The following is a 25,268-nucleotide window of genomic DNA, read 5'->3' as shown; positions in this document are numbered from 1 at the left end:
CAGCCTCATTTCATGGCCAGGACGCCCGGTTCGGCGTCCAGAGTTTCTTGGTAGAGTTCGGTCATCTCATCGCTGAAACAGCAGAAAATGACCTCCTGAAACGCCGGTAGATGCTCATGCCGAAGAGCCTCACGAACCGCAATTTTTGTAGCGAGGTCCGGCGGAAACCGGTAAACGCCGGTCGAAATCGCAGGAAAGGCGATGGATTGGATGCCGCGCTTGGCAGCAAGTTCCAGTGAATTGCCGTAACAGGCGGCAAGCATTGTGTCCTCATCCTGGTTACCGCCATGCCAAACGGGACCCACTGTGTGGATCACATAGCCTGCCGGCAGGCGATAGCCTTTCGTGATCTTGGCCATGCCCGGTGAACAACCGCCCAGCCATCGGCACTCTTCCAGAAGCTCCGGACCGGCGGCCCGGTGGATTGCGCCATCCACACCGCCGCCACCGAGGAGTGAGGAATTGGCCGCATTCACGATCGCATCCACCGGCAGCACTGTGATATCCCCGTGCATGACAGTGATACGCGTCAGGTCTTTCTTGTAGCTGCCGATCAGAAGCGGAGACGGCTTGATCATTTGCGCCCCGCGATCGGTGGACCATCGGTCATGCCGGCCAGCACTTCAGCCACGTGGCGCACCTCCGTCCTGCCGCCTTCGCGGCGTATCTTGCCAGCCATGTTCATCAGACAGCCGATATCGCCGCCGAGCAGCAGATCGGCTTCTGCAGCTTCGGCATTGGCGGTCTTTTTGGAAACGATGGCATTCGAAATATCAGGATATTTGATGCAGAACGTGCCGCCGAAGCCGCAACAGATATCGCTGTCTTTCATTTCCTTCAGTTCAAGCCCTTCGACGGAGTTCAACAGCTTGCGTGGCTGGTCTTTGATGCCGAGTTCACGCAGGCCCGAACAGCTGTCGTGATAGGTGACGGTGCCTTCAAAGGCCGCTTGCACCGCTTCCACCTTCATCACATCGGTAAGGAAGGAAATCAGCTCGAAAACCTTTGCTGAGAACGCCGCAGCACGCGCTTCCCATTTGGCATCGCCCGCAAACAAGCCGGGATAGTGCTTCTTCAGCATCGCTGCACACGAGCCGGATGGTGCAACGATATAGTCGAAACCCTCGAAGGTCGAAATTACCTGCTCCGCGATATCGCGCGTGTCCGCCCGGTCGCCGGAATTGTAGGCAGGCTGGCCGCAACAGGTCTGCGCCTTCGGCACATGGATATCACAGCCTGCATCCTCCAGAAGCTTTACTGCCGCAAAACCGGTTGTCGGACGAAAGAGATCGGCAAGACAGGTCACAAAGAGGCCGACCTGCGGTTTGGTGTTCGTATCGTTCATCCGGTTTCCTTGTTCATTTTTGATGTCGCACGGCTTGTGAGCCGCTGTCGCGAAACCCGCTCCCACTCGCCAGAGCGCAATGCAGCCCGCATGGTTTCTGTCACGAAATCGATATGGTCTTCCGCAGCCTTGCGGGCTTTGGCGGGGTCGCCCTCGAGAATGGCATCCACGATGGCCTCGTGCTGGAACAGAACCGCATCGCGCGCACCGGGCTCCGAAAAGACCATCTGCCGATGGTAGAAAATGCCAGCCGAGAGCAGTCTGTAGCAGGCGCGCAGCGTATGCATGAGAATGATATTGTGCGCGCTTTCGCCGATAGCGTTGTGCAGATCCACATCGGCCTCGAGCTCGTCGTTGAAATCGCCTGTTTCGTGCGCCTTGCGCATGTCGGCAATAATGGCTTTCAGGATTTCTCTGTCCGGCTCTGTGGCGCGGGAAGCGGCAAATTCGGCTGTAATGCCTTCGAGTTCCCGCCGGTATTCCAGATAGTCGAAAGTTGCCCGTTCGTGGCGCGCAATCAGCTCCGTCACCGGCTTTGAGAAAATCTGCCCGATAATGTCGGCCACATAGGTTCCACCCCCGTGACGGCTTTCTAAAAGCCCGCGTGTTTCAAGCTCCTTCAGCGCGTCGCGCAACACGGGCCGGGAAACCTCAAAACGCGCAGCAAGCTCACGCTCGCCCGGCAGCTTTTCGCCATCGCGCAAAACGCCGTCGAGCAGCAATTGCTCGATTTTCAGCACCACCTCATCAGCTGTGCGCGATGGCGAAATGCGCTGGAAAAGCGCAGTTTCCACGGTTTCCATGATTGTTCTCCTAAAGCCGTTTTACCGAACAAAGCATCAAGTGGTCAATATTTTTATCCACTTTTCCGAAGCGTGGATGTGCGAGCTGCTTCAAAAGCGCGCGCGCGTGTCTTTTGTCGTGCAATTGCTTTGCTATTCTGGTTTTCATACAGCCGGAAGAGGGGGACTTTCATGGGTAAAGGCAGTTTTGCATTTCCGCTTGCCGCAGAGCGCCAGGCGGCATTGGGTGAAATTCACGCGCGCCCGCTGGCGTTGGTCAAGTCGCCACGCGTCATATTTCAACTTGCTTTCATGACCGATGGCGGTTCCGGCGTGGACCACACGGTGATGGCCAATGTCTCGCGTCAGGCAGGCGTGACCCCGCCTGGCCGCGACGCGCGCCATCATGCCATCAATTGGGGTCCGGGAACGCTGCGCTGGGAGCGCCACACAGAATTTTCCACCTGGTTCTGGGATTGCCCGCCACCACAGACATTTGGCGCAGAGGTGCCGGTTCACCCATTCGGTGACGGGTTCTCGCCGCCGGGCTCGCTGATTTCCGGTATTCGTCTGGAAATCCGGCCCGACACGGAAGAAACCCGCGCGGCCATCGACTATTTCGACAAGACGAGCCTCTGTTTTTCCGTCGTCAAGGGTGGTCAGGCGGAGGTCTATACCGACTTCCGTCAGAATGGCGACGGCCTCACCCAGATTTTGGTGATCGACAAGGGCATGACCGAGGCGGGAACCGGCGCGCTCGTCCAGCGCCTGCTCGACATTGAAACCTATCGCACGCTGGCGGCTCTCGGCCTGCCGCTTGCGCAAACCCTGTCACCGGAAATCCGCCGTATTGAGGACGGTCTGACAGCTGTAACCCAAAGCATGAAAGCAGAGGCCCGCGACCGCGCCGACCAGATGCTTGCCGAAATCACCCGTCTTGCCGCAGAACTCGAAGCCAATGCCGCCGCGGGCCTTTACCGTTTTGGCGCCAGCCGCGCCTATTACGGCCTCGTGCAGGAGCGGGTGAGGGCGCTTGATGAAACCCCGGTACCCGGCTTCGAAACGCTCGGCATGTTTCTCGAAAAGCGCCTCGCGCCCGCCATGCGCACCTGCCAGTCGGTGGAAGAACGGCAGGCAAACCTGTCGCGCAAGCTCTCCCGCGCCACCGGCCTCATTCGAAGCTGGATCGACGTGGAACTCGAACGCCAGAATTCCGATCTCCTCACCACCATGAACCGCCGCGCCGAAATGCAACTGCGCCTGCAGCAGACAGTCGAAGGCCTGTCCGTGGCGGCAATCTCCTACTACGTCGTCGGCCTGTTCGGCTATTTGGTGAAGGGCCTGCCGCATGACGCGCTGCCGTTCGACACCGCAATTCTCACCGGTCTTTTCGTACCGGTCGCTATTGCGGGCGTTTGGTGGACCGTGAGACGCATCAGGATGCATCATGGGGAGTAGCTACCCCTCCCAGTACGGCACCGGACCATAAAGCGCTGTCAGATAATCGATAAACAGCCGCACCTTGGCGGGCAGAAATTCTCGGCTTGGATAAACCGCGGAGAGGGCCACATTCTTCGAGCCTTCCAGTTCGGGCAGCACCGGCACCAGTTGTCCGGCCTTCAGTTCCGGCCCGATATCCCAGGTTGAACGCAGCGCAATGCCGAGACCGGCAATCACCGCTTCGCGGATCACTTCGGAGGAGTTGGTGATCAGCGTGCCTTGCGGGCGGTAATTGACCAGTCCGTCGGGCCCTTCCAGCCGCCAGGTGTCATTGTTGTGCGGCGGCAGGCAGATATGGGTGTCGAGATCATCGATTGTTCGCGGCAGCCCATGTTTTTCAACATAAGAAGGGGCTGCGCACAAGAGTCGTCGTACGGGCGCAAGCCGCCGCGCCACAAGGCTGGAATCAACGAGTTCACCAATGCGGATGGCGAGATCGAAACCCTCCGCCACGATGTCGGTAAACGTGTCTGTCAGCACGAGATTGATCGTCACGCCCGCATTCGCCTCCATAAAGCCTTTCAGGTGCGGCGCGATATGCATGCGTCCGAAAGAGGTGGGCGCGGACACTTTCAGCGTTCCGGTCGCCTCTGCCGCGCGGCCCGCAATGAAGGCCTCGGCCTCTTCCACGCCGGCCAGAATGGCATCCACACGTGCATAAAATCCCTGGCCAGCTTCAGTCAGTGAAAGCTGCCGGGTGGTGCGCTGGAAAAGCCGCGTGCCGAGCCGCTCCTCAAGCCGCTTGATACGCTTGGAAATAACTGCCGGTGACAGGCCGAGTTCACGCGCGGCGTCCGACATGCTGCCCGTTGCTGCCACCCGCGCAAAAACCTCCATATCCTCAAGACGCGTCATGGTTTGGCACCCGTTTTCATGCTAAAGTTTTATTTCCAAATCGGAACAAATGATTAGCATTTATTCACGCTTGCGCAAAGTGGTCCAAAAAGAGTACCACTTGGGAAATGGAACTTGGGAGGCATAAAGCATGGGTGGCGCGATTGCTTTGAAGCAGGCCGATAAAAACATCCTCGAACGCCGCAAACAGATCGTGGATGATCTCACCGACCTGCTGCCCCCGGGCACGGTGATTTCCGACAAACACGAACTCGTTCCCTTCGAAACCGATGGCTTCATCGCCTATCGCCAATTGCCACTAGTGGTAACACTTCCGCGCACCACGGAAGAAGTATCGAAAATCCTGAAATATTGCGCCAGATACAAATTGCCGGTCGTCCCGCGCGGGGCGGGTACGTCGCTGTCCGGCGGTGCCATCCCCCAAGGCGACGCTGTGGTGGTTGGCCTTTCACGCATGAACCGCATCCTCGATATCGACTTTGAAAACCGCGCCGCCGTTGTTCAGTCCGGCGTCACCAATCTGGCGATTTCGGATGCGGTTTCCGCCGACGGCTTTTTCTACGCGCCTGATCCGTCTTCACAGCTTGCCTGCACCATTGGCGGCAATATCGGCATGAATTCCGGTGGTCCGCACTGTCTGAAATACGGTGTCACCACCAACAATCTGCTCGGCGTCAAAATGGTGCTCTTCGACGGCACGATTATCGAACTCGGCGGCAAGGCGCTGGACAGCGCCGGTTATGATCTCTTGGGCCTGGTTTGTGGTTCCGAAGGACAGCTTGGTATTGTTACAGAAGCGACCGTGCGACTGATAGCGAAAGCCGAAGGAGCGCGGCCCGTTCTCTTTGGTTTCGAAACCTCTGAAGGGGCCGCAGCCTGCGTTGCCGATATTATCGGCGCGGGCCTCATCCCGGTCGCCATTGAGTTCATGGACAAGCCGGCAATAGAAATCTGCGAAGCCTTCGCCAAGGCCGGTTATCCGCTGGACGTCGAGGCGCTGCTGATCGTCGAGGTGGAAGGTTCCGAGGCCGAGATGGAAACCATGCTCGCCGCAGTGATCGAGATCGCCAAACGCCACGGCGTGAAAACCATCAAGGAAAGCCAGTCGCCCACCGAAGCTGCGCAAATCTGGAAGGGCCGCAAGTCCGCCTTCGGTGCCACGGGTCGCATTGCCGATTATATCTGCATGGACGGCACCGTTCCGCTTTCCAAACTCACCGAAGTTCTGCGCAAGACCGGCGAAATCGTCGCCTCCTACGGCCTGCGTGTCGCCAATGTTTTCCATGCAGGTGACGGTAACATGCATCCGCTGATCCTCTATAATATCAACGACCCGCAAGATGCAGCAAAGGCCGAGGAAGCGGGCAATGATATTCTCAAACTCTGCGTCGATGCAGGCGGTTGTCTCACCGGCGAACACGGTGTGGGTATCGAAAAGCGCGATCTGATGCGCCATCAATATTCCGAAGCCGATCTCAACCAGCAGATGGCCGTGCGCGCCGCCTTTGATCCCGACTGGATTTTGAACCCCTCGAAAGTCTTTCCGCTGGAGGGACGCCCGCAATGAGCGATATCATGACGCCGCAAAGCGAGGATGAAGCCGCAAGCCTCATCCGGGAGGCCGCGAATACGGGAGCGCCTCTGAACATTTTTGGTGGTAACACGCGCTCCGGGTTCGGGAATATCCCTTCTCCCCTTGGGGAGAAGGTGGCCGAAGGCCGGATGAGGGGTTCTCAATCGAGCGCTGAGGGAACCCCTCATCGCCTCGCTTCGCTTGGCACTTCTCCCCAAAGGGAGAAGAGGGAGCCATTGGCGCTCTCATCACGTGGCCTCAGCGGCATTGTCGCCTACAATCCTGCCGAAATGACCTTGACGGCTAAAGCTGGAACGCCGGTTGCGGAAATTGAAGCCGCGCTCGCCGATGGCGGTCAGGCCATGATGTTTGAACCCGCCGACCATCGCATGATGATGGGTACGGAAGGTACGCCCACCATTGGCGGCATATTCGCGGCCAATGTTTCCGGCCCGCGCCGTATTGTGTCTGGCGCCGCGCGCGATGCTCTTCTCGGCGTGCGTTTCATCAATGGTCAGGGTGAGGTCATCAAGTCCGGCGGGCGGGTGATGAAGAATGTCACCGGGCTCGATCTCGTCAAGCTGCTGGCTGGTTCTTACGGCACGCTCGGACTGATCACAGAGGTCACATTCAAGGTTCTGCCGGCACCGCGGGCGGAAGAAACAGTCGTCGTTTCCGGTCTCAATGATGCCGAGGCCGCTCATTGCATGGCCGCGGCCATGGGCACCACATGCGAGGTATCGGGTGCTGCCCATCTGCCGGAAAGCGTGCGCTGGCTCTTCGGCCAGAACGGCCTGCCGGACGGCCCCGCCACCATATTGCGGGTCGAGGGCCTGCCTGAATCGGTCGCGGCCCGCGCCCAAAAGCTCGCTAACGCGATGTCGGTTCATGGCCCGGTTTCGCAGCTTGATAGCGGCGACAGCCAGCAGCTCTGGCGCGAGGTGCGCGATGTCACGCCCTTTGCTGAAGATGGCCGTTGCCGCCCGCTCTGGCGTGTTTCGGTTGCCCCGATGGCCGGTCATCAATTGCTGGCCGCATTGCGCCTGCAAACGGGCGTCAACGCCTTTTTTGACTGGCAGGGCGGTCTCCTGTGGCTGCAGATGGAAGCAGACGCGGAAGCAGACATGATCCGCAGCTTCATCTCCCGTCTCGGCGGTGGGCATGCTACGCTTGTTCGCGCCAGACCGGAGGTGCGCGCAAGCATCGCCACTTTTGAACCGCTGGAAAAGAATGTCGCGACGCTCTCGCAGGCGGTCAAAACCAAGCTCGATCCCATGGGCGTGCTCAATCCGGGCCGCATGGGCTAAAAAAGGAGGATATGCAATGTCGGAAAATCAGCCTCAGTCATTCGATGCGCAAGGCCTGCTTGAGCCGGGCAAAAGCAATATCCAGCTCATTTACGCGCTTTATCTGCTCGGTTTCATCGTCGGCATCACGCCGCTGATTGCGGTCGTTCTCGCCTATCTCAACCGCGGCAAGGCAAGTGGCATCTATGAAAGCCACTACATATGGGCCATCCGCACCTTCTGGATCGGTCTGCTTTTTGCGCTCATTTCGGGCGTGCTGACACTGATTGTGATTGGTGTGCTGGCAGCCATTGCAACGGCAGTCTGGATGATCGTGCGCTGCGTCATCGGCCTGCAGAAAATCGGACGCAATGAGGCGATTGACAACCCGCAAAGCTGGCTGATTTGAAGCCGGGCAATTTTATCGAAAGCGTGATGGTCTAACCGTGCAGACAAACTTCTCTCTTGCCCAGCTTGCTGATCCTGAGATCGCGGATGCTGAAAAGATCTTGCGCAAATGCGTGCATTGCGGGCTCTGCACGGCGACCTGTCCCACCTATGTGACGCTTGGCAACGAGCTGGACAGCCCGCGCGGGCGCATTTACCAGATCAAGGATATGCTGGAAAATGACCGCCCGGCGGACGAAAAGACGGTGACGCATATCGACCGCTGTCTGTCCTGTCTTTCCTGCACCACCACCTGTCCCTCCGGTGTCGACTATATGCACCTGATCGACCAGACCCGCGCCTATATCGACAAGACCTATAAACGTCCGTTTGCCGACCGTTTCGTGCGCGGTGTTCTGGCCTTTGTCCTGCCCTATCCGGCGCGTTTTCGCCTTGCTCTCAAGGCCGCAAGCCTTGGCCGACCCTTCGCAGGCATCATGAAGCGCATACCCGCCACCAAGGCCTTCGGCCATATGCTGGATCTTGCGCCGAAAAAGGTTCCCGCACCGGACAAATATGTCAGGCCTGGCACCCATCCGGCGCAATCCAAAAAGAGGGCCCGTGTCGCCATTCTCTCAGGCTGTGCGCAGCCGGTCCTCAAGCCAGAGATCAATGCCGCTGCCATCGAACTGCTGACCCGTCTGGGTGTCGAAGTCGTCGCGCCTCAAGGCGAAGTCTGCTGCGGTTCGCTCACCCACCATATGGGCAAGGAAAAGGATGCATTGGCCAATGTGCGCGCCAATGTCGATGTTTGGACGCGCGAGATTGAAACCGGTGGTCTGGACGCCATCATCATCACCGCATCCGGCTGCGGCACCACCATCAAGGACTACGGCCACATGCTGGCCCGCGATCCCGCCTATGCCGAAAAGGCCGCGCGTGTGGCAGCGCTGGCCAAGGATGTGACCGAATATCTGGCGACGCTCGATCTGCCGGAAGGAAAGAGCGAAGGCCTGACTGTGGCTTATCATTCCGCCTGTTCCATGCAGCACGGCCAGAAGATCACCGATCTGCCCAAGCAGCTTCTCCAGAAGGCCGGCTTCAAGGTCAAGAGCCCTGCCGAAGGCCATCTCTGCTGCGGTTCGGCCGGCACTTACAACATGCTGCAGCCCGAGATTTCGGCGGAACTCAAGGTCCGCAAGGTGCGCAACATCGAAGCCACCAAAGCCGACCTCATTGCCACCGGAAATATAGGCTGCATCACCCAAATCGCCACTGGCACCGCAATGCCGATTGTGCATACGGTGGAATTGTTGAACTGGGCCTATGGCGGCAAAAAGCCAGCGGAACTGCACTAGGTCACGGACCCATAAATGAGGTTGTTTTGGTAAGCCAAATTTGGTCAGCGACTAGGCGCAAGGGCGCAGGAAATGCCGATCATTTTCAAGCCGTTGCAACGCAGTGGCTGATCAAATTTGGCTTATCCGGAGGACGGTAAAATGACTGCAATCTGCAACGTCAATGGTTTCAACCGGGCCGCAAGGCCCGCTTTTCAACCATTTCCTAGCATATTTTTGTCATTTTGCCGCCAAAACAGCCTCATTTATGGGTCCGTGACCTAAAGCCCTCTCGGCGAACCGGCAATATGCAGGGAAGGATGTTTCTTGGATAGCGTAATTGTGACCGGTGCAAACGGCTTTGTTGGTCGCCATCTTTGTGGCCGCCTTTCCAGTGACGGAAAGCCGTTTCTGACCCTTGCACGAAGCAGTCAGCCGGAAGACGGCAGCGGTATATTTGATGTCCAGAATGGAAAAATAGAGTTGGCCTGGCCAAAGATTGAGGCAGGTCAGGTGACGACGCTCTTTCATCTTGCAGCATTGGCCCACCGGCGCAGCGACGACAAAGGCGAATTGCACAGGGTCAATGTCGAAGCGGCGGTGAAGCTGGCCCAGTTGGCGGCAGAAAACGGTGTCAGACGCATTGTTTTCATGTCCTCAATCGGGGTTCACGGCGGAGCAACGCCGCCGGGAAAACCGTTGACTGAAGAAAGTCCGATAAATCCGCATACGCCTTATGCCGCCTCAAAGGCCGAGGCTGAAACGGCATTGGCTGAAACCTGCCGAAAGCGGGACCTTGAATTGGTCATCGTGCGCGCGCCGATGGTCTACGGACACGGAGCAAAGGGAAGTTTCAAACAGCTCGCTTCAGCCTTGAAAAAAGGCATTCCGCTGCCTTTGAAGAGCACTGGAAACTTGAGAAGCTACATCGGCGTTCAAAATCTGGTCGATTTCCTGATCCATGCATCCGAGTGCAAGGAAGCGGCCAACCAGGCATTTCTTGTCTCGGATGGTGAAGATGTTTCGACAACTGATTTTGTGCGGAAACTGGCGGGCGCAATGGGCGTGAAGCCGCGGCTTTTTTATTGCCCACCGGGACCTGCAATGCAGCTTCTGGGGCTTCTGAAAAAGGGCGACATGGCCCAGAGCCTTTATGGCTCATTACAGCTTGATGATTCCAAAGCGCGGAATATTGCGGCGTGGACGCCGGGATTTTCAATGACAGAGCAACTGAACAACGCTTTTCGCGAGCAGGGCGCTTAAAGAACCCTGCGCACCGCTTCGATAATCTTCTGCACGGTCGCATTGCCCTCATGCTCCGGCTTGCGGGCGCGCACCAGGCAGGCTTCCGATTTCAGGATCACGCCGTCATCAAGCACCTTCAGGTGGTTGGCGCGCAGTGTGGAGCCGGTGGAAGTGATATCAACGATGATATCGGCTTGTCCCGCAGCCGGTGCGCCTTCGGTTGCGCCGAGGCTTTCCACGATCCGGTAAAGCTGGATGCCGTGCAGGGATGAAAAGTGCTGTTGGGTAAGCCGCCAGTATTTTGTGGCAATCTCCAGCCGACGCCCATGCTGAGCGCGGAAATCGGCGGCAACGTCACCCAGATCGGCCATCGTATCGACATCCATCCAGATTTCCGGCACGGCGACGATCACGTCCGCCCGACCAAATCCGAGGCGGGCCTCAAAGGCAACGCGCGAATCGACTTCAGCCCATTCCTCGCGCATCAGGTCTTCGCCCGTCACGCCGAAATCAACCAGACCGCTGCCCACCTCGCGGGAAATTTCAGAGGCCGAAAGAAAGGCGATTTCCACATCGTCCCAACCGTCCACGCGGCCGCGATAGGAGCGGTCATTGCCCACACTCTCAATCTTCATGCCCGCGCGCTCGAAGATTGCCGAGGCATCGTCCTTCATGCGGCCCTTGGAGGGCAGTGCAATGGTGATCGTCATAGCACGGCTCCTTGTTGCGCCTCGATCCGGTCGAGCCAGAGCGAGAAGCCGACAGCGGGAATATGGTCTTTCGCGCCAAGCAGGGTGAGCATGCGGTCGTAACGCCCGCCGCCCACGAGCACTGCGCCGCTGGGTGAAATGAGCTCAAACACCAGCCCGGTATAATAATCGAGCGGTCGGCCAAAGGCCGCGCGATAGGTAATGCGCTCCAGCGAAACACCTGCATTGGCAATGGCCGCAGCGCGCGCATCAAACCGCGAAATTGCCTTTTCCAGTTTCAGGCCCGCCGCATCGGCAAAGCCCGAAAGGGCTGCGGGAGCCTCTGCAAAGGGAACCTCAAGGGCTAGAAATTCCTCCAGTGCGGCAAGCGCCTTGGGGTCCAGTGTTGCATTGGCAAGCCTGCGCTTTTCAGCAAGCCGCGCGGCAATTTCTTTTGGCGTGCGCGAGGCATTGGTGAGATAGCCGGTCGCCTCCATGGTTTCGGCAATCTGCGCGGCAATGCCGTCCAGATCACCTTCTGCCAGCATGGCTTCGATTTCGCTTGAAAGCGGCGAAACGTGGCGGGGTGCTGCCAACTCTTCCAGCAGTCGCTTCAGCTTGGCCGTATTGCCAAAAGCCTGCACCAGCCGCTTCTGCCAGCCATCGGGAAGGCCAAGCGCTTTGACAACAGCCTCGAAAACCGCCTGATCGCCCAGCATCACGGTAAAGGGCGCGCCGGGCAGGGCAAGCTTGATGCAGGAGACGGCGTCATAAACGGCGCGTGCATCGGCACTGGCAAGATCCTTGTCGCCCAGGTCTTCGATCCCCGCCTGATAAAACTCATTGCCGCCCTCGCGTCGCTGGCGGAAAACCTGACCCAGATAGGCATAGCGCTGCGGCGTGCCGGTGGCGGTTTCAATGTGGCGCAGACAGACGGGAATCGTGAATTCCGGCCGCAGACACAGGCTTTCACCCGTCTCGCTCTCCGTCAGAAAAATCCGCCGCCGCAGGTCTTCCCCGGTAATATCCAGAAAGGGTGCCGCTGGCTGGATGACGGGCGTATCAACGCGCAGCGCACCCGCTTTCTCAAACAGCGCGGTCAGGTCGGATGCAATGGTCGGCAGGCTCGTTGCTGGCATGATCAGGCCCCACCCTTCCTTCTCCCCTTGGGGAGAAGGTGCCCGGAGGGCGGATGAGGGGTTTTCAAAAGACAGCGATGAGAACCCCTCATCCGGCCTTTCAGGCCACCTTCTCCCCAAGGGGAGAAGAGGGGGGAACCGGCAGAGATCAAGCCCGGCTCCATAACCGTTGTCGTATCAAAAACTGCGTTCATCTCAGCCCTGCCGCTTGCGGTCTTCAGCTTGGGCGGCCAGTATTTCCTTCACCTTGGCCACCAGTTCGGCCTCGGGAACGATCTCCTGGGCCACGCGGGCCTCGCGCCATTCGGTATTGTCGGTAATCTCGCCGGAAAGCCGCTTGCCCTCGATCAGGTCCTTGATCTGCACAACGCCCTCAGCACGTTCGTCGCCACCCTGGATGATCGCAATCGGGCAGCCGCGGCGGTCGGCATATTTCAGCTGGTTGCCAAACTTTTTCCAGTTGCCCTGATACATCTCGGCGCGAATGCCTTCATTGCGCAGCGCCTGGGTAAAGCGCTGATAGCGCCCCATGGCCTCAGAATCGCCATCCATCACGGTCACCAGAACCGGCTCGATCACCTCGGAGGCCCCAAGCTTGCCAAGGTTCTTCAACGCCGTCATCAGACGCGAAACACCAATGGAAAACCCCGTGGCCGGAACCGGCTGACCCATGAAACGCGACACAAGCCCATCATAACGCCCGCCACCGCCGACAGAGCCGAAGACAACCTTCTCGCCCTTTTCATTGGTGACCGCAAATTGTAACTCTGCCTCAAAAACTGGACCGGTATAATATTCCAAGCCCCGAACGCATGACGGATCTATTTTTATTCGGCGACTTTCATAGCCGCTGGCCGCAAAAATTTCAGCCATCAAAAGGAGTTCCTCTGCTCCCTGACGACCTAAATCGGTTTCGGCGGCACTCAACAAGCTCCGGCAGTCTTCGATGTTGTCTGCATAAGACGATGGCTCTGAATCGCCTGGGTTGGAATAAAACGGCTCCATATCTTCGATGTTTCGAGAGCCATCGTCATCGACCCAAACGGCTCCAGAAGCAGCAAGAATAGTGACTAGCAATCTGTTTATTTGGCCTGTTTCAAGTCCTGCACCTTTGGTAAAATCGCCACTCTCGTCCTTGCGACCTTCACCGAGCAACAACCTCACACCTTCCGGTCCAAACTTATCCAACTTATCAATCGCCCGCAGCACCGTCAGCCGCCGCTCAGCATTCTCCTCGCCACCAAGCCCAATCGCCTCCAGCACCCCATCCAGAACCTTCCGGTTATTCACCCGGATCACATAATCCCCGCGCTGGATACCCAGCGCTTCCATCACATCGGCCATCATCATGCACATTTCGGCATCGGCCTGCACGCCGGGCGCACCAACGGTGTCGGCGTCGAACTGCATGAACTGGCGGAAACGGCCCGGTCCGGGCTTTTCGTTGCGGAATACGTAGCCCGCGCGATAGGTGCGGTAGGGAAGCTGGATTTCGTTGAAATTCTCGGCCACATGGCGGGCAAGCGGCGCGGTCAGATCGTAGCGGAGCGACATCCACTGATCATCATCATCCTGCAGCGAGAACACGCCCTCATTCGGGCGGTCGCTGTCGGGCAGGAATTTGCCGAGCGCATCGGTATATTCGAAGAGCGGCGTTTCCACCGGGTCGAAGCCGTAGCGCTCGTAAACCTCGCGGATTTTCGCGGTCATCTCGTTGACGGCGCGGATATCGGCAGCCTGACGGTCCACAAAGCCGCGCGGCAGGCGGGCTTTCAGCTTCTGTTGCTTTTTCTTCTTGTCGCTCATGGGTGGTTTCGCCTGAGAAGTAAGTGCTTGGTGATCATCGTATTGTGGCGATGCTCTAACGGATTGCGGCGGGAGGGACAAGAGTTTGGCACCCCAATTGGCGCGCCTTCTGCCCCCGCTTTCGCTTTTTCGTGGTCCGGGCAGCCAGTTTCGGCGAGACTGCCGATGTCTGCTGATTGATTCGAGATACCATGCATATCTTTTTCTTCGACCTGATTGATGTTCCCTACAACCCGCACACGCCGGGACAGGCTGCCCTGGGCGGAACCCAGGCCGCAACGGCATTTTTGACGGCAGCACTTGTCAGGAAAGGGGTGCAGGTCACGCTCTGCAATGCCAGCCCGCAGGAGGCAATGGTCGAGGGCGTCCATGTCACGCCGCCGGGACCAGCCGCCATGGCGCTGGCGCAACAGGCCGATATGGTGGTGATAATCGGCACGCCGGTTGCCAAACAGCTCACGGCGCGCCTTTCTTTCAATGGCCCGCTTGTGCTCTGGAGCCATCTTGCCACCAATCAGGCCGTCAACCGCCCCTTGGCCGAGCCGGATGAACAGGCGCTGTGGGATGCCATTGTCACCGTCAGCCAGTGGCACCGCAGTGATCTCGTCAACGGGTTCAAGCTTCGCGCAGATCGTGTCCACGTGATCGGCAATGCCATTGCGCCGTTTTTCAAAAGTATCGAGATCGCCCCCGCCTGGTTCGAGACCGGCGAACCGCCAACCCTGATCTATTCCAGCGCACCCTTCCGCGGCCTGCAGATTCTCCTCGATATTTTCCCCACCATCCGCGCCAAGGTGCCGGACGTCCGGCTGAAGGTGTTTTCCAGCCTCAAAATGTATCCCTCCATGCTGCAGAATGGAGAAGACCCTTACCGCTTTCTCTATGAACTGGCCCGTGCGCTGCCGGGCGTCGACTATGTGGATGTCTTGCCGCAAAATGAGCTCGCCGCTGAGATGGCAGGTGCAGCGGCCTTCACCTATCCCGCAACGATTGAAGAAACCGCCTGTATCGCGGCCATGGAGGCGATGGCGCTGGGTGCCATGCCGCTCACCACCGATATCGGCGCATTGAGCGAAACGACCGCCGGTTTCGGCGAACTCACCCCGGCGGGACTGGGCGGTTACCAGCTTCTTTATGCCTATGGCGACCTGGTGGCGGATGCCTTGAACATGGCACGCAGCAATCCGGCAAAGGCGGCAGAGACGCGTGCACGTCAAATTGCCTTTGCACGGGAAACCTATTCCTGGGATGCTCGCGCCGGGGAATGGATCGCCTTTGCCGAAAAACTGATCGCAGGGCGATAATCCGAGCTTGACATGATTTTGCGCTGCGCTTTGCGGTCTGCTATCGTTTGACCCGCACCCGCCCTGCAATATCAACCTGTTAGGTTGTGCGATAGGGCCAAACATATTGCAAAGGAGAGGCCAGCTTGCTTCTGGAGGCAGCGCATTACACCTTGGCGATGGCGCTTTCCAAACGCCGCAAGGCCGATGAGGTGCGCGATGCGGTATCATTGTGGTCGCGGGCGCGGCGGTGCTTCCGCGCATGGCGTCCGCATGAGGAGGCCTGCCGCGTTTTCGTGCGCGACCATGTGGAGAAAATGGCGCCGCGCCGCACGGTGGCGGTTCTGGGCTCCGGGCTCTTGCGCGATGTGCCGATGAATACGCTGTCGAAAATGTTCGACAAGGTCTACCTTTACGATCTCGTTCATCTGCCATCAGTCCGGCTCCGCGCATTCCTGCGCGGCTGGCGCAATGTCGAATTCGTTGAATGCGATCTGGCAGACGAGGTGAACCTCGATTTTCTGAAAAAGATGCCTGACGTCGATCTTGTCATCTCCGCCAACCTTCTGTCGCAAATGACTGTTGAACTGCTGGATGATGGCCTGAGGCTTGAGGCCGAAGATCTGGCGCGCGCCCATATGGCCAATCTTTTCATGGGGCCGTGGAAAGGCTGCCTCCTCTCAGACATTATCTTTGAGGAGAAAGACCGGCAGGGCGCGGTCATCAAAAGCGGCGACCTTCTGGCTGGCGTGGAACCCCCCGCCGCCGATCAGATCTGGCACTGGACAGTGGTTCCCTTCGGTGAGGTCGATGATCAGCACGAAACGGTGCATACCGTGATTGCAGTCTGGAAATAGGAATTCTGGGTTATGAGTTCGCGTTACATCACCACCCTCGGAATCGATGCCGACGATACGCTCTGGCAAAACGAGCAATTTTTCCGCTTCACCGAAACGCAGTTTCAGGCGTTGCTCGCTGATTATGCCGAAGGCGATCATATTGCCGAGCGCCTGCTGGAAGCGGAAAAACGCAATCTCCAGCACTATGGTTTCGGCATCAAGGGTTTCACGCTTTCGATGATTGAAACGGCGATCGAGGTAACGGAGGGAGCCGTTCCCGCCAGTGTCATCGAGCAGATTTTGAACACCGGCCGCGATATGCTCTCCCACCCGGTGGAAACACTGCCGCATGTGCCGGAAACACTGGAGCGCCTCGCAAATGATTATGTGCTGGTTCTGATTACCAAGGGCGACCTTTTTGACCAGGAGCGCAAGCTTGCCCAATCCGGCCTTGGCGAATTGTTCAAGGCGGTGGAAATCGTCTCCGACAAAAGCGCATCCACCTATCGGCGCATCTTCCGCGATATCGGCAGCGGCCCCGAAAGGGCGGCCATGGTGGGCAACTCGTTGAAATCGGATATCGTGCCGGCCATCGCCGCCGGCAGTTTCGGCATTTACATCCCGCACGAATTGACCTGGGCATACGAACATGTCGAGCCGCCGCGAGAGACGCCGCGGTTCCGGGAAATTGTTGATTTTGCCGAATTGCCCACGCTGCTCGGCACGCTGGAGACGTGACGTTTATGCACACATTTGAAGAAATCTGGAATATTGCCGTCAGCCGCAAAGGCAGTGCAGCGGAAGTGGAAAAACAGCTGCAAATGCCGAAGTCGTCAAAGGAAATCGAAGAGACCCCGGACGACCGCTATCTGGCCCTGATGACGCGCTGCATTTTTCAGGCAGGCTTCAACTGGAAGGTCATCGAGGCTATGTGGCAGGGCTTTGAAGAGGCGTTTGACGGTTTCGACATCGCCCGTTGCGCCATGCTGCATGATGAGGATTTCGAGCGCCTCGTCTCCAACAAGGCCATCGTGCGCCATGGGCCGAAGATCAAGACCGTACAGGAAAACGCCCGCTTCATCGGTGGAATCGCCGATGAACACGGCTCCTTTGGCAAATTCCTCGCTGCATGGCCGGCGGACGACTATATCGGGCTGCTGGAACTGCTGAAAAAGAAGGGCGCGCGGCTCGGCGGCAATACCGGCCAATATTTTCTGCGCTTTTCAGGTGTGGAAAGTTTCATCCTGTCGCAAAGTACAGTCAACCGGCTGATCGCCGAGGGCGTGGTGGACAAACAGCCAAGCGCGAAAAAGGACATGGTTGCCGTTCAGGCCGCCTTCAATGAATGGCGCACGCAGTCTGGCCGTTCACTCACCGAGATCAGCCGCGTTCTGGCGATGAGTATCGATTGAATTCTGTGCACCGATCTGATTTTGTTGTTGCGCGAGCGAATTCTGCTTCGCGCTGTCTTCAGGAGATCACATGACCACCTCACCGACCGGGGGCAACCTGCGGCGCACCGAAAACCTGCGCGGCGTCATCCTCATGGCCATGGCCTTTCTGTCACTGTCCGTCTGCGACATGCTGGCAAAGCTCGCCACGAGTGAGTTTCCCCCCTTGCAGATTGCCTGGACGCGACAGCTTGCGCTTCTCACAGGCGTACTGATTGCCCTGTCGTTTCGCGGACCCATCCTCCTCAAAACGAAAAATCCGGGCATGCAGGTGGCGCGCGGGGCGCTCGCCGTTACGTCTGCGGTGTGCTTCATCTTCGGCGTCAAATATGTGCCGCTCGCTGATGCGGTGGCTGTCACCTTCGTCGCGCCATTTGTTGTCACCGCCGTTAGCGGTCTGCTGCTGGGCGAAAAGGTCGGGCCGCGCCGCTGGACGGCTGTCATTTTCGGCTTTATCGGCGTGCTGATCATTCTGCGCCCGGGCTTTGGCACAGTGCATCCTGCAGCGCTGCTTCTTGTTCTGGCTGCAACCGCCTTTGCCATGCGGCAGGTCTTGTCACGCCGCCTGGCCGGTGTCGACAAGACCGGCACAACTGTTGCCTACACCGCGCTGGTCAGCGTCTTTCTGCTGTCCCTGCCGCTCGCCTTTGTCTGGCAGACGCCGGTGAAAGGTGAACATATCCTCTGGCTTGCCGGCATGACACTGGCGGCTGCCATGGGCGAAATGTTCCTGATCACGGCTCTGGAAATCGGCGAGGCAGCCGTGCTGGCACCGGTTCAATATTCGCTTATCATCTGGAGCACGCTGTGGGGCTGGCTGGTCTTCGGTGACCTCCCGGACATGTGGACAGGTGTGGGTGCCGCCGTCATCGTGGCAACCGGCCTTTATATTTTCCAGCGCGAGCGGACCGTTCAACGCAAAAAGCCGCGTCCGGAAGACATCAACACGAGTTCGATGTAGCCGCACAAGCCTCTTTACGGGCGCTGAAAGGCCAGCCTCGCCGCCTCGAGCTTCTGTCGGCAGAAGCAACCTTCAATATGGTCGTTGACCATACCCATGGCCTGCATGAATGCGTAAACGGTGGTCGGGCCGACAAAGGTCCAGCCGCGCTTCTTGAGGTCTTTCGAAAGCCGCTTTGAAGCCTCCGTCACCGGATTTGCTTTCAGCGTCGCCCAATCCATGGTCGCCGGGCGTTCCGCTGCAGATGGTTCGAAAGACCAGAAATATTTGGCCAGCGAACCGAATTCGTTACGCAGTTCAATCGCCCGCTTCGCATTGTTGATCGTGGAGGTGATCTTGCCGCGATGACGAATAATGCCGGCATCCGTCACCAGCCGCTCCACATCGGCTTCGTCAAACTGCGCCACCTTGTTGAAATCGAAACCGGCAAAGGCGGCGCGAAAGTTTTCGCGTTTGCGCAAAATGGTGAGCCAGGAAAGACCGGACTGAAAGCCTTCGAGGCAGATTTTCTCGAATAGGCGATGATCGTCGTCGACCGGATAGCCCCATTCTGTGTCGTGATAGGCGATGTAATCGGGAAGTTCACCCGGCCAGAAGCATCGATGTTTTCCGTCGGCTCCGACGATAATACCCTCAGCGATCATGCGCGCTCCCATTCATTGCCCGTTTGTTTACCAACCCTTAGCCAATTCGCCAAACCCGTTGTTAACCCTGCCGAAACCTTTCCGCGTCCGGCCACATTTTCACGAAGTTTTATTTACCATTGTCCTTCTAGGTTCTTTCCACCCGAAAACGGCGAAAAGTAGTGAGTCCGCCATGTTCAAGAATCTCTTTGCCTGCCTTATGGCAGCTGCAACGCTTGCGTCTGTCTCAACGGTTGATGCGATCGCCTCCGACCGCTACGGCCAGCGACCGCCCGTTGTTGTTGGTGACAGTCTGACCGCACCTTGGATCAACCAGCTTGGCCGGCGCACCCGTGTGGTTGCGCCCATTTCCGGCGCTCCGTCCATGCGCCAGGTCGCGCCTGTACAACAGGGCGCAGCCGTGAACGGTCGCCGGATTATTCGCTATGCGCAACCGCAGGCACAGCCCGTGTCGATCAATCGCCAAGCCGCCCAGCAGTCCCGCCAGATGGATCCGCGCTTTCTTCCGCAGGTGGTTGATTACCAGACCAAGGAAAAACCGGGCTCCATCGTGATCGATACGAATGAGCGTTTTCTCTATCTCGTCATGGCAAACGGTAAGGCCAAGCGCTACGGCGTTGGCGTCGGCAAGCCGGGCTTCGAATGGGCCGGCACGCACACGGTTTCCTCGAAAAAAGAATGGCCGAGCTGGACGCCGCCGAAAGAGATGATTGCGCGCGAAGCGGCTAAGGGACATTACCTGCCGAACCATATGGAGGGTGGCCCCGCCAATCCGCTCGGCGCGCGCGCCCTTTACCTCGGCAGCACCCTCTACCGCATTCACGGAACCAATGCGCCCTGGACCATTGGTTATGCCGTCTCGTCCGGCTGCATCCGCATGCGTAACGAAGATGTGATTGATCTTTATGGCCGCGTCGGCGTTGGAACCAAAGTCAGGGTTATTTAGTCTTCAAGACACAATGGTCACAGGCAATTGGGGCCTGAAGAACCATGACAAATGCCTGCGGTTCGCCGCGGGCATTGTTGCGTCTGATGTCGATCTCCGTGCAGGCCATTTTTTGTTGGCTTGATTTGCCGCCCACATACGTTAGCGTTCCAGTTGGGATAGGTTGGTTGGAATTTGGAGAGGGAATTATGAAAAGAACAGGTCTCAGACTTGCCACCCTGTGTTTATCCGTGGCGATTGTTGGCTCCGCCTCGGCTGCGAGTGCCGCCATGTCTGCACAGCAGCCAGTGTCTGCCAGGAGTGATGTGGTTCAGGTTGCTGTTCAAAAGACGGTCAAGCCTGAGTTCAAGCGTCGCATGGTGCGTTTTGAAACAAATGAAGCCCCCGGCACGATCATTGTCGATACGCAAAACAAGTTTCTCTATCACGTGAACGGCAAGAACCGCGCCATGCGCTATGGGATTGGCGTCGGCCGCGAAGGCTTCGGCTGGTCCGGGACGGTGAAGGTCTCACGCAAGGCCGAATGGCCCGGCTGGACGCCGCCGCCTGAAATGATCGCCCGCGAACGTCGTAAAGGCCATATCCTGCCTGCCTATATGGAAGGTGGAGAAGACAATCCTTTGGGCGCGCGCGCTCTATATCTCTACCGCAGCAGCGGTGATTCCGGTTATCGCATCCACGGAACAAACCAGCCGTGGTCCATCGGCCAGAACATGTCGTCCGGCTGCATCCGGATGATGAACAAGGATGTCGAGCACCTCTACGAGCGTGTGCCAGTCGGCACCAAAGTCATCGTGATCGGGCCGGATGGTAAGAGCGGCAAAGTCAGGTTCAATGACAAGGGTATCGACCTGTTGGGCACCCTCTTTGGCGGTTGATGCTTTGAACCTCCAAGAGAATGAAAGAAAAGGGGCCGCGTGGCCCCTTTCGATTTTTTCGAGTCTGCAGGCCTTCAAATCAGGCGGTGGCCGGCTTGGAAGCGCCCTTCCGCGCATCGACCGACAAAGCGCCGGGGCCGTATGTTGCAAGCAGAATGTAAGCGCCTGCCAGTGTCAGGTTCTTCATGACCATGATCTGGTTCAGCATGTTGATCCAGCCGAGCGCGCCTTCCGGCCAGCCTTCGACGGCAACAGTGCCGGTGTGAAAAACGAGGCCGGTGAAAACGCAGAAGAGCGCGAGAGCCCAACCGGCAATCTTCGTCTGAAATCCGACAAGCACGGCAGCGCCTGCCAGAAGTTCAAAAAGGCCGGCAAGGTAGGTGAGAGCGGTAGCCGCCGGCAAACCGGCACCTGCAATCATGCCAGCGGTGCCGGCAGGGTCGGCAAGCTTGCCCAAGCCGGACATGATGAACATGAAGGACAGTAGAATGCGAGCGACGAGCAAGATGTATTTCGTTGACATGATTGTCTCCTGATGTGTCTGAACACCTTTTATTCGAGAACGGCAGTCAAATAAATCACCTAGGCAGTCGACATATTGTCTCTAATTTATGAACAATGTGGGCAGGCTAACGGCTGAACCGCTGAAGGTAAGCGCGTATCGCTGACAGAAACGTGAGGGATGGCAGCGTTGAAGAAGACGATTGAACATGCCACTGATGTGAGGACAAACAGCTTTTTTTGAATTCGAGACAGTACCCAAGGAGCCATGATGTCCGATTTATCAGCTTTTCCGATCACTGAGCGTTGGCCTGCAAACGATTCAAGCGTCATTCAGCTTTATTCCCTGCCGACGCCAAACGGTATCAAGGTATCAGCAATGCTGGAGGAAGCCGGTCTTGCTTATGAGCCGCATCTGGTCGATTTCGGCAAGAACGACCAGATGACGCCTGAATTCCTCTCGCTCAACCCCAACAACAAGATCCCCGCGATCATCGATCCCAACGGTCCCGGCGGCAAGCCGCTTGGCCTGTTTGAATCCGGGGCGATCCTGCAATACCTCGCCGAAAAGTCCGGCAAATTCCTGTCGAGTGACCCGGGGGAAAAATATGAGACGCTCTGCTGGCTGCATTTTCAGATGGGCGGTGTCGGTCCCATGTTTGGCCAGCTCGGTTTTTTCGTCAAATTCGCCGGCAAGGACATTGAAGACCCGCGTCCGCGCGAGCGTTATGTCAATGAGACAAAGCGACTTTTGGGCGTTCTGGAGGGTCGAATGAAAGGCCGCGAATGGATCATGGGTGATGCGTTCACCATTGCCGATATCGCAATCCTGCCCTGGCTGCGCGCGCTCGTCGGTTTTTACGAGGCCGGTGATCTGGTGGAGTTCGATACGAATCCATCGGTCAAGTCCTGGCTTGAGCGCGGCTTTGAGCGTCCGGCCATGCAGCGGGCGACCAATATCCCGGCGCGCGGATAAGCGTTGTTTTTCACTTCTACTGCAGGGCCGCTTTCATATCCTGACCGCGGCCTTGCAGCTTGAAGCCTGGAAAAATGAAGACGCCATGGATCTTGCCCATATCGCTGTTCTGCAATCCCGTGGATTCACCGATGCAGAAAACAGGGCGGCGGATTTCGTTGCCCAGATGAATCATCGTGGAGTAGCAAAACGATGAATTGCGCGTTGTGGCCTGTTCGAGAATGTTTAATAGCTGATGCCGGTCTTCAGGATCGTAGCAGCGGATCAATGTCAGCAAGCCGCACTCGCTTTCCTTCAGGCCGTGCATGTCCGTGGTCAGTTCGCCAAGTCTGATCAGTCCGTTGCGAAGATTGCCGGTCCAGGCTTCGCTTGCGCAAAAATGAGACAGTACTTCCGTGTTCGGCAGATGGCCGCGTTCGATTGAGCCCGTCTGCGACTCTAATCCATCCAGAGACGTTATTTTAAACACAAGAAACCGCCCCACGTGTTTCTGTATTGCAAATCAATTGATTGCTTCAGAATGACCAAATTGGATTTTTATATAAACGCACAAGGTGTGCTTTTATCTTCAATTTCGCGTCTTCCGCAACATTGCCGAGCAATATTTTTCACATTTTATGAGGGAATTAACTTGAGAGAAACTGAAAAATTGCGTTCTGACAGGTTTATGGAGGGTTTTGAATTTATCATAGGCGCTCGATTGTGCCAATTTGAAACAATGTAATTGGGAGCTGACCTGCCGGCAGTTTTGCCGGCTGGCCGTTGAAGGATGCCAAACCATAGAGAGAGGCATCAAAACAAGCTGTAAAGCGACCGTCTCATCGCCCATAACGCGTGCTTTCTCAATCACGAATTATAGTGATGGCACCCCGCGCGTTCGCGTCTGAACCACTTTAGATCATGGGCGCAAAAGAAAAGGGCGGCCCGAAGACCGCCCCCAACATGTACCGATGCAAATCGGATAACTTCATGCCCATGCCGCCACTTTGGGCCGCTTGGCGGCCCAAAGCACTTTAGATCATGGGCGAAGCTTTATGTGCATTCTGTGTTAGGGCTTGCGCCCAATCACATCATGCCCATGCCGCCACTTTGGGCCGCTTGGCGGCCCAAAGCACCTAAAGATCATGGGCGAAGCTTTATGTGCATTCTGTGTTAGGGCTTGCGCCCAATCACATCATGCCCATGCCGCCCATGTCGGGCATGCCGCCGCCAGGCATCGGAGCGTCCTTCTTCGGAAGCTCGGCGATCATGGCTTCGGTGGTGATCAGGAGCGAAGCAACGGAGGCTGCGTTCTGCAGAGCCGTGCGAACAACCTTGACCGGGTCAACGATGCCCATGGTGATCATGTCGCCATATTCGGACGTCTGAGCGTTGTAACCGTAGTTGTCGTCGTTCTTTTCAAGGATCTTGCCAACCACGATGGAAGCCTCGTCACCAGCGTTGCTGGCGATCTGGCGAACCAGAGCCTGGAGCGCACGGCGAACGATGTTGATACCAGCTTCCTGGTCGTCGTTTTCGCCCTTGGCGGCGATCTTCGTGGAGGAGCGGAGCAGGGCAACGCCACCACCGGGAACGATGCCTTCCTGAACAGCAGCGCGCGTTGCGTTGAGCGCGTCGTCGATGCGGTCCTTCTTTTCCTTCACTTCGACTTCCGTTGCACCGCCAACGCGGATTACGGCAACGCCGCCAGCGAGCTTGGCAAGACGTTCCTGCAGCTTTTCGCGGTCGTAGTCGGAAGAGGTTTCTTCGATCTGCGCCTTGATCTGGGCAACGCGGCCTTCGATTTCAGCCTTGGCGCCAGCGCCGTCAACGATCGTGGTGTTTTCCTTGGTGATGGAAACCTTCTTGGCCTGGCCGAGCATGTCGAGCGTGACATTTTCGAGCTTGATGCCGAGGTCTTCGGAAATAACGGTACCACCGGTCAGGATCGCGATGTCTTCCAGCATGGCCTTGCGGCGGTCGCCGAAGCCAGGAGCCTTGACAGCAGCAATCTTCAGACCACCGCGCAGCTTGTTGACAACCAGCGTTGCCAGAGCTTCGCCTTCAACATCTTCAGCGATGATGAGGAGCGGCTTGGAGGACTGAACAACCGATTCCAGAACCGGCAGCATGGCCTGCAGGTTGGAGAGCTTCTTTTCGTGAAGAAGGATGTAGCAGTCGTCGAGATCTGCAACCATCTTTTCCGGGTTGGTGACGAAGTAAGGCGACAGGTAACCGCGGTCGAACTGCATGCCTTCAACGACTTCGAGTTCGGTTTCAGCGGTCTTGGCTTCTTCAACCGTGATTACGCCTTCGTTGCCAACCTTCTGCATGGCTTCAGCAATGTCGAGACCGACCTGCTTGTCGCCGTTTGCCGAAATCGTGCCAACCTGGGCGACTTCTTCAGAGGTGTTGATCTTCTTGGCCTTTGCGGCGAGATCCTTGACGACTTCCGAAACGGCCAGATCGATACCGCGCTTCAGGTCCATCGGGTTCATGCCGGCTGCAACAGCCTTCTGGCCTTCGCGAACGATTGCCTGGGCAAGAACGGTTGCAGTGGTGGTGCCGTCACCGGCGATGTCGTTGGTCTTCGAAGCAACTTCGCGGACCATCTGTGCGCCCATGTTCTCGAACTTGTCTTCCAGTTCGATTTCCTTGGCGACGGAAACGCCGTCCTTGGTGATGCGCGGTGCACCGAACGACTTGTCGATAACGACGTTACGACCCTTCGGGCCGAGTGTGACCTTCACTGCATCTGCGAGAATGTCGACGCCCTTAAGCATCCGTTCGCGAGCAGAGCGGCCGAATTTGACTTCTTTAGCTGCCATTTTGAAAACTCCCGGGCTTCAATGGCCCATTTTCAAGC

The 25,268-nt window shown here is 57.6% G+C and carries 25 protein-coding genes; 14 read left to right on the top strand and 11 right to left on the bottom strand.

What is annotated here, in order from left to right; translation table 11 throughout:
• Positions 1-5 precede the first annotated feature (5 nt).
• From NHF56_RS12350 to NHF56_RS12340, 3 genes are read right to left on the bottom strand one after another with little or no spacing between them, the layout of a single operon-like run.
• Entirely contained in the window at positions 6-578 is a 573-nt protein-coding gene (locus NHF56_RS12350) for an O-acetyl-ADP-ribose deacetylase (protein ID WP_252804713.1), read from the bottom strand.
• A complete protein-coding gene (locus NHF56_RS12345; protein ID WP_252804711.1) occupies positions 575-1,345 on the bottom strand; it encodes a (Fe-S)-binding protein in 771 nt (256 codons plus the stop codon). Before NHF56_RS12345 ends, NHF56_RS12350 begins: the two co-directional genes overlap by 4 nt.
• The gene (locus tag NHF56_RS12340) at positions 1,342-2,139 is read right to left on the bottom strand and encodes an FCD domain-containing protein (RefSeq protein ID WP_252805001.1); all 798 of its coding nucleotides are present in this window, start codon (positions 2,137-2,139) and stop codon (positions 1,342-1,344) included. The genes NHF56_RS12345 and NHF56_RS12340 overlap by 4 nt, the downstream gene beginning before the upstream one ends.
• A 180-nt stretch (positions 2,140-2,319) precedes the next feature.
• On the opposite strand from NHF56_RS12340, the gene NHF56_RS12335 reads away from it, so the two are divergent.
• Positions 2,320-3,585: a DUF3422 family protein gene (locus tag NHF56_RS12335; RefSeq protein ID WP_252804708.1), complete on the top strand. Its 1,266-nt coding sequence runs from the start codon at positions 2,320-2,322 to the stop codon at positions 3,583-3,585.
• On the opposite strand, the gene NHF56_RS12330 is transcribed toward NHF56_RS12335, so the two are convergent.
• The gene (locus NHF56_RS12330) at positions 3,586-4,482 is read right to left on the bottom strand and encodes a LysR family transcriptional regulator (protein ID WP_252804706.1); all 897 of its coding nucleotides are present in this window, start codon (positions 4,480-4,482) and stop codon (positions 3,586-3,588) included.
• A 130-nt stretch (positions 4,483-4,612) separates the two neighbouring features.
• Between NHF56_RS12330 and NHF56_RS12325 the strand changes: the two genes are divergently transcribed.
• The 5 genes from NHF56_RS12325 (at position 4,613) to NHF56_RS12305 (ending at position 10,328) form a co-directional block, all read left to right on the top strand.
• Positions 4,613-6,049: an FAD-binding oxidoreductase gene (locus tag NHF56_RS12325; RefSeq protein ID WP_252804704.1), complete on the top strand. Its 1,437-nt coding sequence runs from the start codon at positions 4,613-4,615 to the stop codon at positions 6,047-6,049.
• Complete coding sequence (locus NHF56_RS12320; protein WP_252804702.1) at positions 6,046-7,362, top strand: FAD-binding protein; 1,317 nt, start codon at positions 6,046-6,048, stop codon at positions 7,360-7,362. The genes NHF56_RS12325 and NHF56_RS12320 overlap by 4 nt, the downstream gene beginning before the upstream one ends.
• Positions 7,363-7,378: 16 nt before the next feature.
• The gene (locus NHF56_RS12315) at positions 7,379-7,750 is read left to right on the top strand and encodes a hypothetical protein (RefSeq protein ID WP_252804700.1); all 372 of its coding nucleotides are present in this window, start codon (positions 7,379-7,381) and stop codon (positions 7,748-7,750) included.
• A gap of 37 nt (positions 7,751-7,787) precedes the next feature.
• The gene (gene glcF, locus NHF56_RS12310) at positions 7,788-9,086 is read left to right on the top strand and encodes a glycolate oxidase subunit GlcF (RefSeq protein WP_252804698.1); all 1,299 of its coding nucleotides are present in this window, start codon (positions 7,788-7,790) and stop codon (positions 9,084-9,086) included.
• Between the two features lie 306 nt (positions 9,087-9,392).
• Positions 9,393-10,328: an NAD-dependent epimerase/dehydratase family protein gene (locus NHF56_RS12305; RefSeq protein ID WP_252804695.1), complete on the top strand. Its 936-nt coding sequence runs from the start codon at positions 9,393-9,395 to the stop codon at positions 10,326-10,328.
• Here the strand turns inward: NHF56_RS12305 and hisG are convergent.
• The 3 genes from hisG to hisS form a co-directional block, all read right to left on the bottom strand.
• Positions 10,325-11,020 carry an ATP phosphoribosyltransferase gene (gene hisG, locus NHF56_RS12300; protein WP_252804693.1) on the bottom strand — a complete coding sequence of 232 codons (696 nt, stop codon included), beginning with the start codon at positions 11,018-11,020 and terminating at the stop codon, positions 10,325-10,327. The two genes, NHF56_RS12305 and hisG, sit on opposite strands and share 4 nt — an antisense overlap.
• Positions 11,017-12,138 carry an ATP phosphoribosyltransferase regulatory subunit gene (locus tag NHF56_RS12295; protein ID WP_252804691.1) on the bottom strand — a complete coding sequence of 374 codons (1,122 nt, stop codon included), beginning with the start codon at positions 12,136-12,138 and terminating at the stop codon, positions 11,017-11,019. Before NHF56_RS12295 ends, hisG begins: the two co-directional genes overlap by 4 nt.
• Before the next feature lie 195 nt (positions 12,139-12,333).
• Positions 12,334-13,944 (bottom strand): histidine--tRNA ligase, encoded by a 1,611-nt coding sequence (gene hisS, locus NHF56_RS12290; RefSeq protein ID WP_252804689.1) that lies wholly within the window; start codon positions 13,942-13,944, stop codon positions 12,334-12,336.
• Between the two features lie 191 nt (positions 13,945-14,135).
• Between hisS and NHF56_RS12285 the strand changes: the two genes are divergently transcribed.
• From NHF56_RS12285 to NHF56_RS12265, 5 genes are all read left to right on the top strand, one after another.
• Complete coding sequence (locus NHF56_RS12285; protein ID WP_252804687.1) at positions 14,136-15,248, top strand: glycosyltransferase family 4 protein; 1,113 nt, start codon at positions 14,136-14,138, stop codon at positions 15,246-15,248.
• 125 nt (positions 15,249-15,373) lie between these two features.
• Positions 15,374-16,084 carry a hypothetical protein gene (locus NHF56_RS12280; protein ID WP_252804685.1) on the top strand — a complete coding sequence of 237 codons (711 nt, stop codon included), beginning with the start codon at positions 15,374-15,376 and terminating at the stop codon, positions 16,082-16,084.
• A gap of 12 nt (positions 16,085-16,096) precedes the next feature.
• Complete coding sequence (locus NHF56_RS12275; protein WP_252804683.1) at positions 16,097-16,804, top strand: HAD family hydrolase; 708 nt, start codon at positions 16,097-16,099, stop codon at positions 16,802-16,804.
• A 5-nt stretch (positions 16,805-16,809) separates the two neighbouring features.
• The gene (locus NHF56_RS12270; RefSeq protein ID WP_252804681.1) at positions 16,810-17,478 is read left to right on the top strand and encodes a DNA-3-methyladenine glycosylase I; all 669 of its coding nucleotides are present in this window, start codon (positions 16,810-16,812) and stop codon (positions 17,476-17,478) included.
• Between the two features lie 70 nt (positions 17,479-17,548).
• A complete protein-coding gene (locus NHF56_RS12265) occupies positions 17,549-18,478 on the top strand; it encodes a DMT family transporter (RefSeq protein WP_252804679.1) in 930 nt (309 codons plus the stop codon).
• A 14-nt stretch (positions 18,479-18,492) separates the two neighbouring features.
• On the opposite strand, the gene NHF56_RS12260 is transcribed toward NHF56_RS12265, so the two are convergent.
• A complete protein-coding gene (locus NHF56_RS12260) occupies positions 18,493-19,122 on the bottom strand; it encodes a DNA-3-methyladenine glycosylase I (RefSeq protein WP_252804677.1) in 630 nt (209 codons plus the stop codon).
• A gap of 172 nt (positions 19,123-19,294) precedes the next feature.
• Here NHF56_RS12260 and NHF56_RS12255 point away from each other — a divergent pair, with 172 nt between their 5' ends.
• Entirely contained in the window at positions 19,295-20,068 is a 774-nt protein-coding gene (locus NHF56_RS12255) for a L,D-transpeptidase (RefSeq protein WP_252804675.1), read from the top strand.
• A 185-nt stretch (positions 20,069-20,253) separates the two neighbouring features.
• Positions 20,254-20,946 (top strand): L,D-transpeptidase family protein, encoded by a 693-nt coding sequence (locus NHF56_RS12250; protein WP_252804999.1) that lies wholly within the window; start codon positions 20,254-20,256, stop codon positions 20,944-20,946.
• A 79-nt stretch (positions 20,947-21,025) separates the two neighbouring features.
• On the opposite strand, the gene NHF56_RS12245 is transcribed toward NHF56_RS12250, so the two are convergent.
• Positions 21,026-21,469, bottom strand: a complete 444-nt coding sequence (locus NHF56_RS12245) for a DoxX family protein (protein ID WP_252804673.1) — start codon at positions 21,467-21,469, stop codon at positions 21,026-21,028.
• Between the two features lie 249 nt (positions 21,470-21,718).
• On the opposite strand from NHF56_RS12245, the gene NHF56_RS12240 reads away from it, so the two are divergent.
• Positions 21,719-22,423 carry a glutathione S-transferase family protein gene (locus NHF56_RS12240; RefSeq protein ID WP_252804671.1) on the top strand — a complete coding sequence of 235 codons (705 nt, stop codon included), beginning with the start codon at positions 21,719-21,721 and terminating at the stop codon, positions 22,421-22,423.
• A gap of 16 nt (positions 22,424-22,439) precedes the next feature.
• Here the strand turns inward: NHF56_RS12240 and NHF56_RS12235 are convergent, their stop codons facing one another.
• Both NHF56_RS12235 and groL read right to left on the bottom strand, forming a co-directional pair.
• Complete coding sequence (locus NHF56_RS12235) at positions 22,440-22,892, bottom strand: hypothetical protein (protein ID WP_252804669.1); 453 nt, start codon at positions 22,890-22,892, stop codon at positions 22,440-22,442.
• A gap of 700 nt (positions 22,893-23,592) precedes the next feature.
• Entirely contained in the window at positions 23,593-25,230 is a 1,638-nt protein-coding gene (gene groL / locus NHF56_RS12230) for a chaperonin GroEL (protein ID WP_252804666.1), read from the bottom strand.
• Positions 25,231-25,268 lie beyond the last annotated feature (38 nt).

The sequence above is a fragment of the Rhizobium sp. L1K21 genome, assembly GCF_024055895.1.
In the GTDB taxonomy this organism is placed as follows: Bacteria; Pseudomonadota; Alphaproteobacteria; order Rhizobiales; family Rhizobiaceae; genus Ensifer_A.
This window is presented reverse-complemented; position numbering and strand designations above follow the sequence as displayed.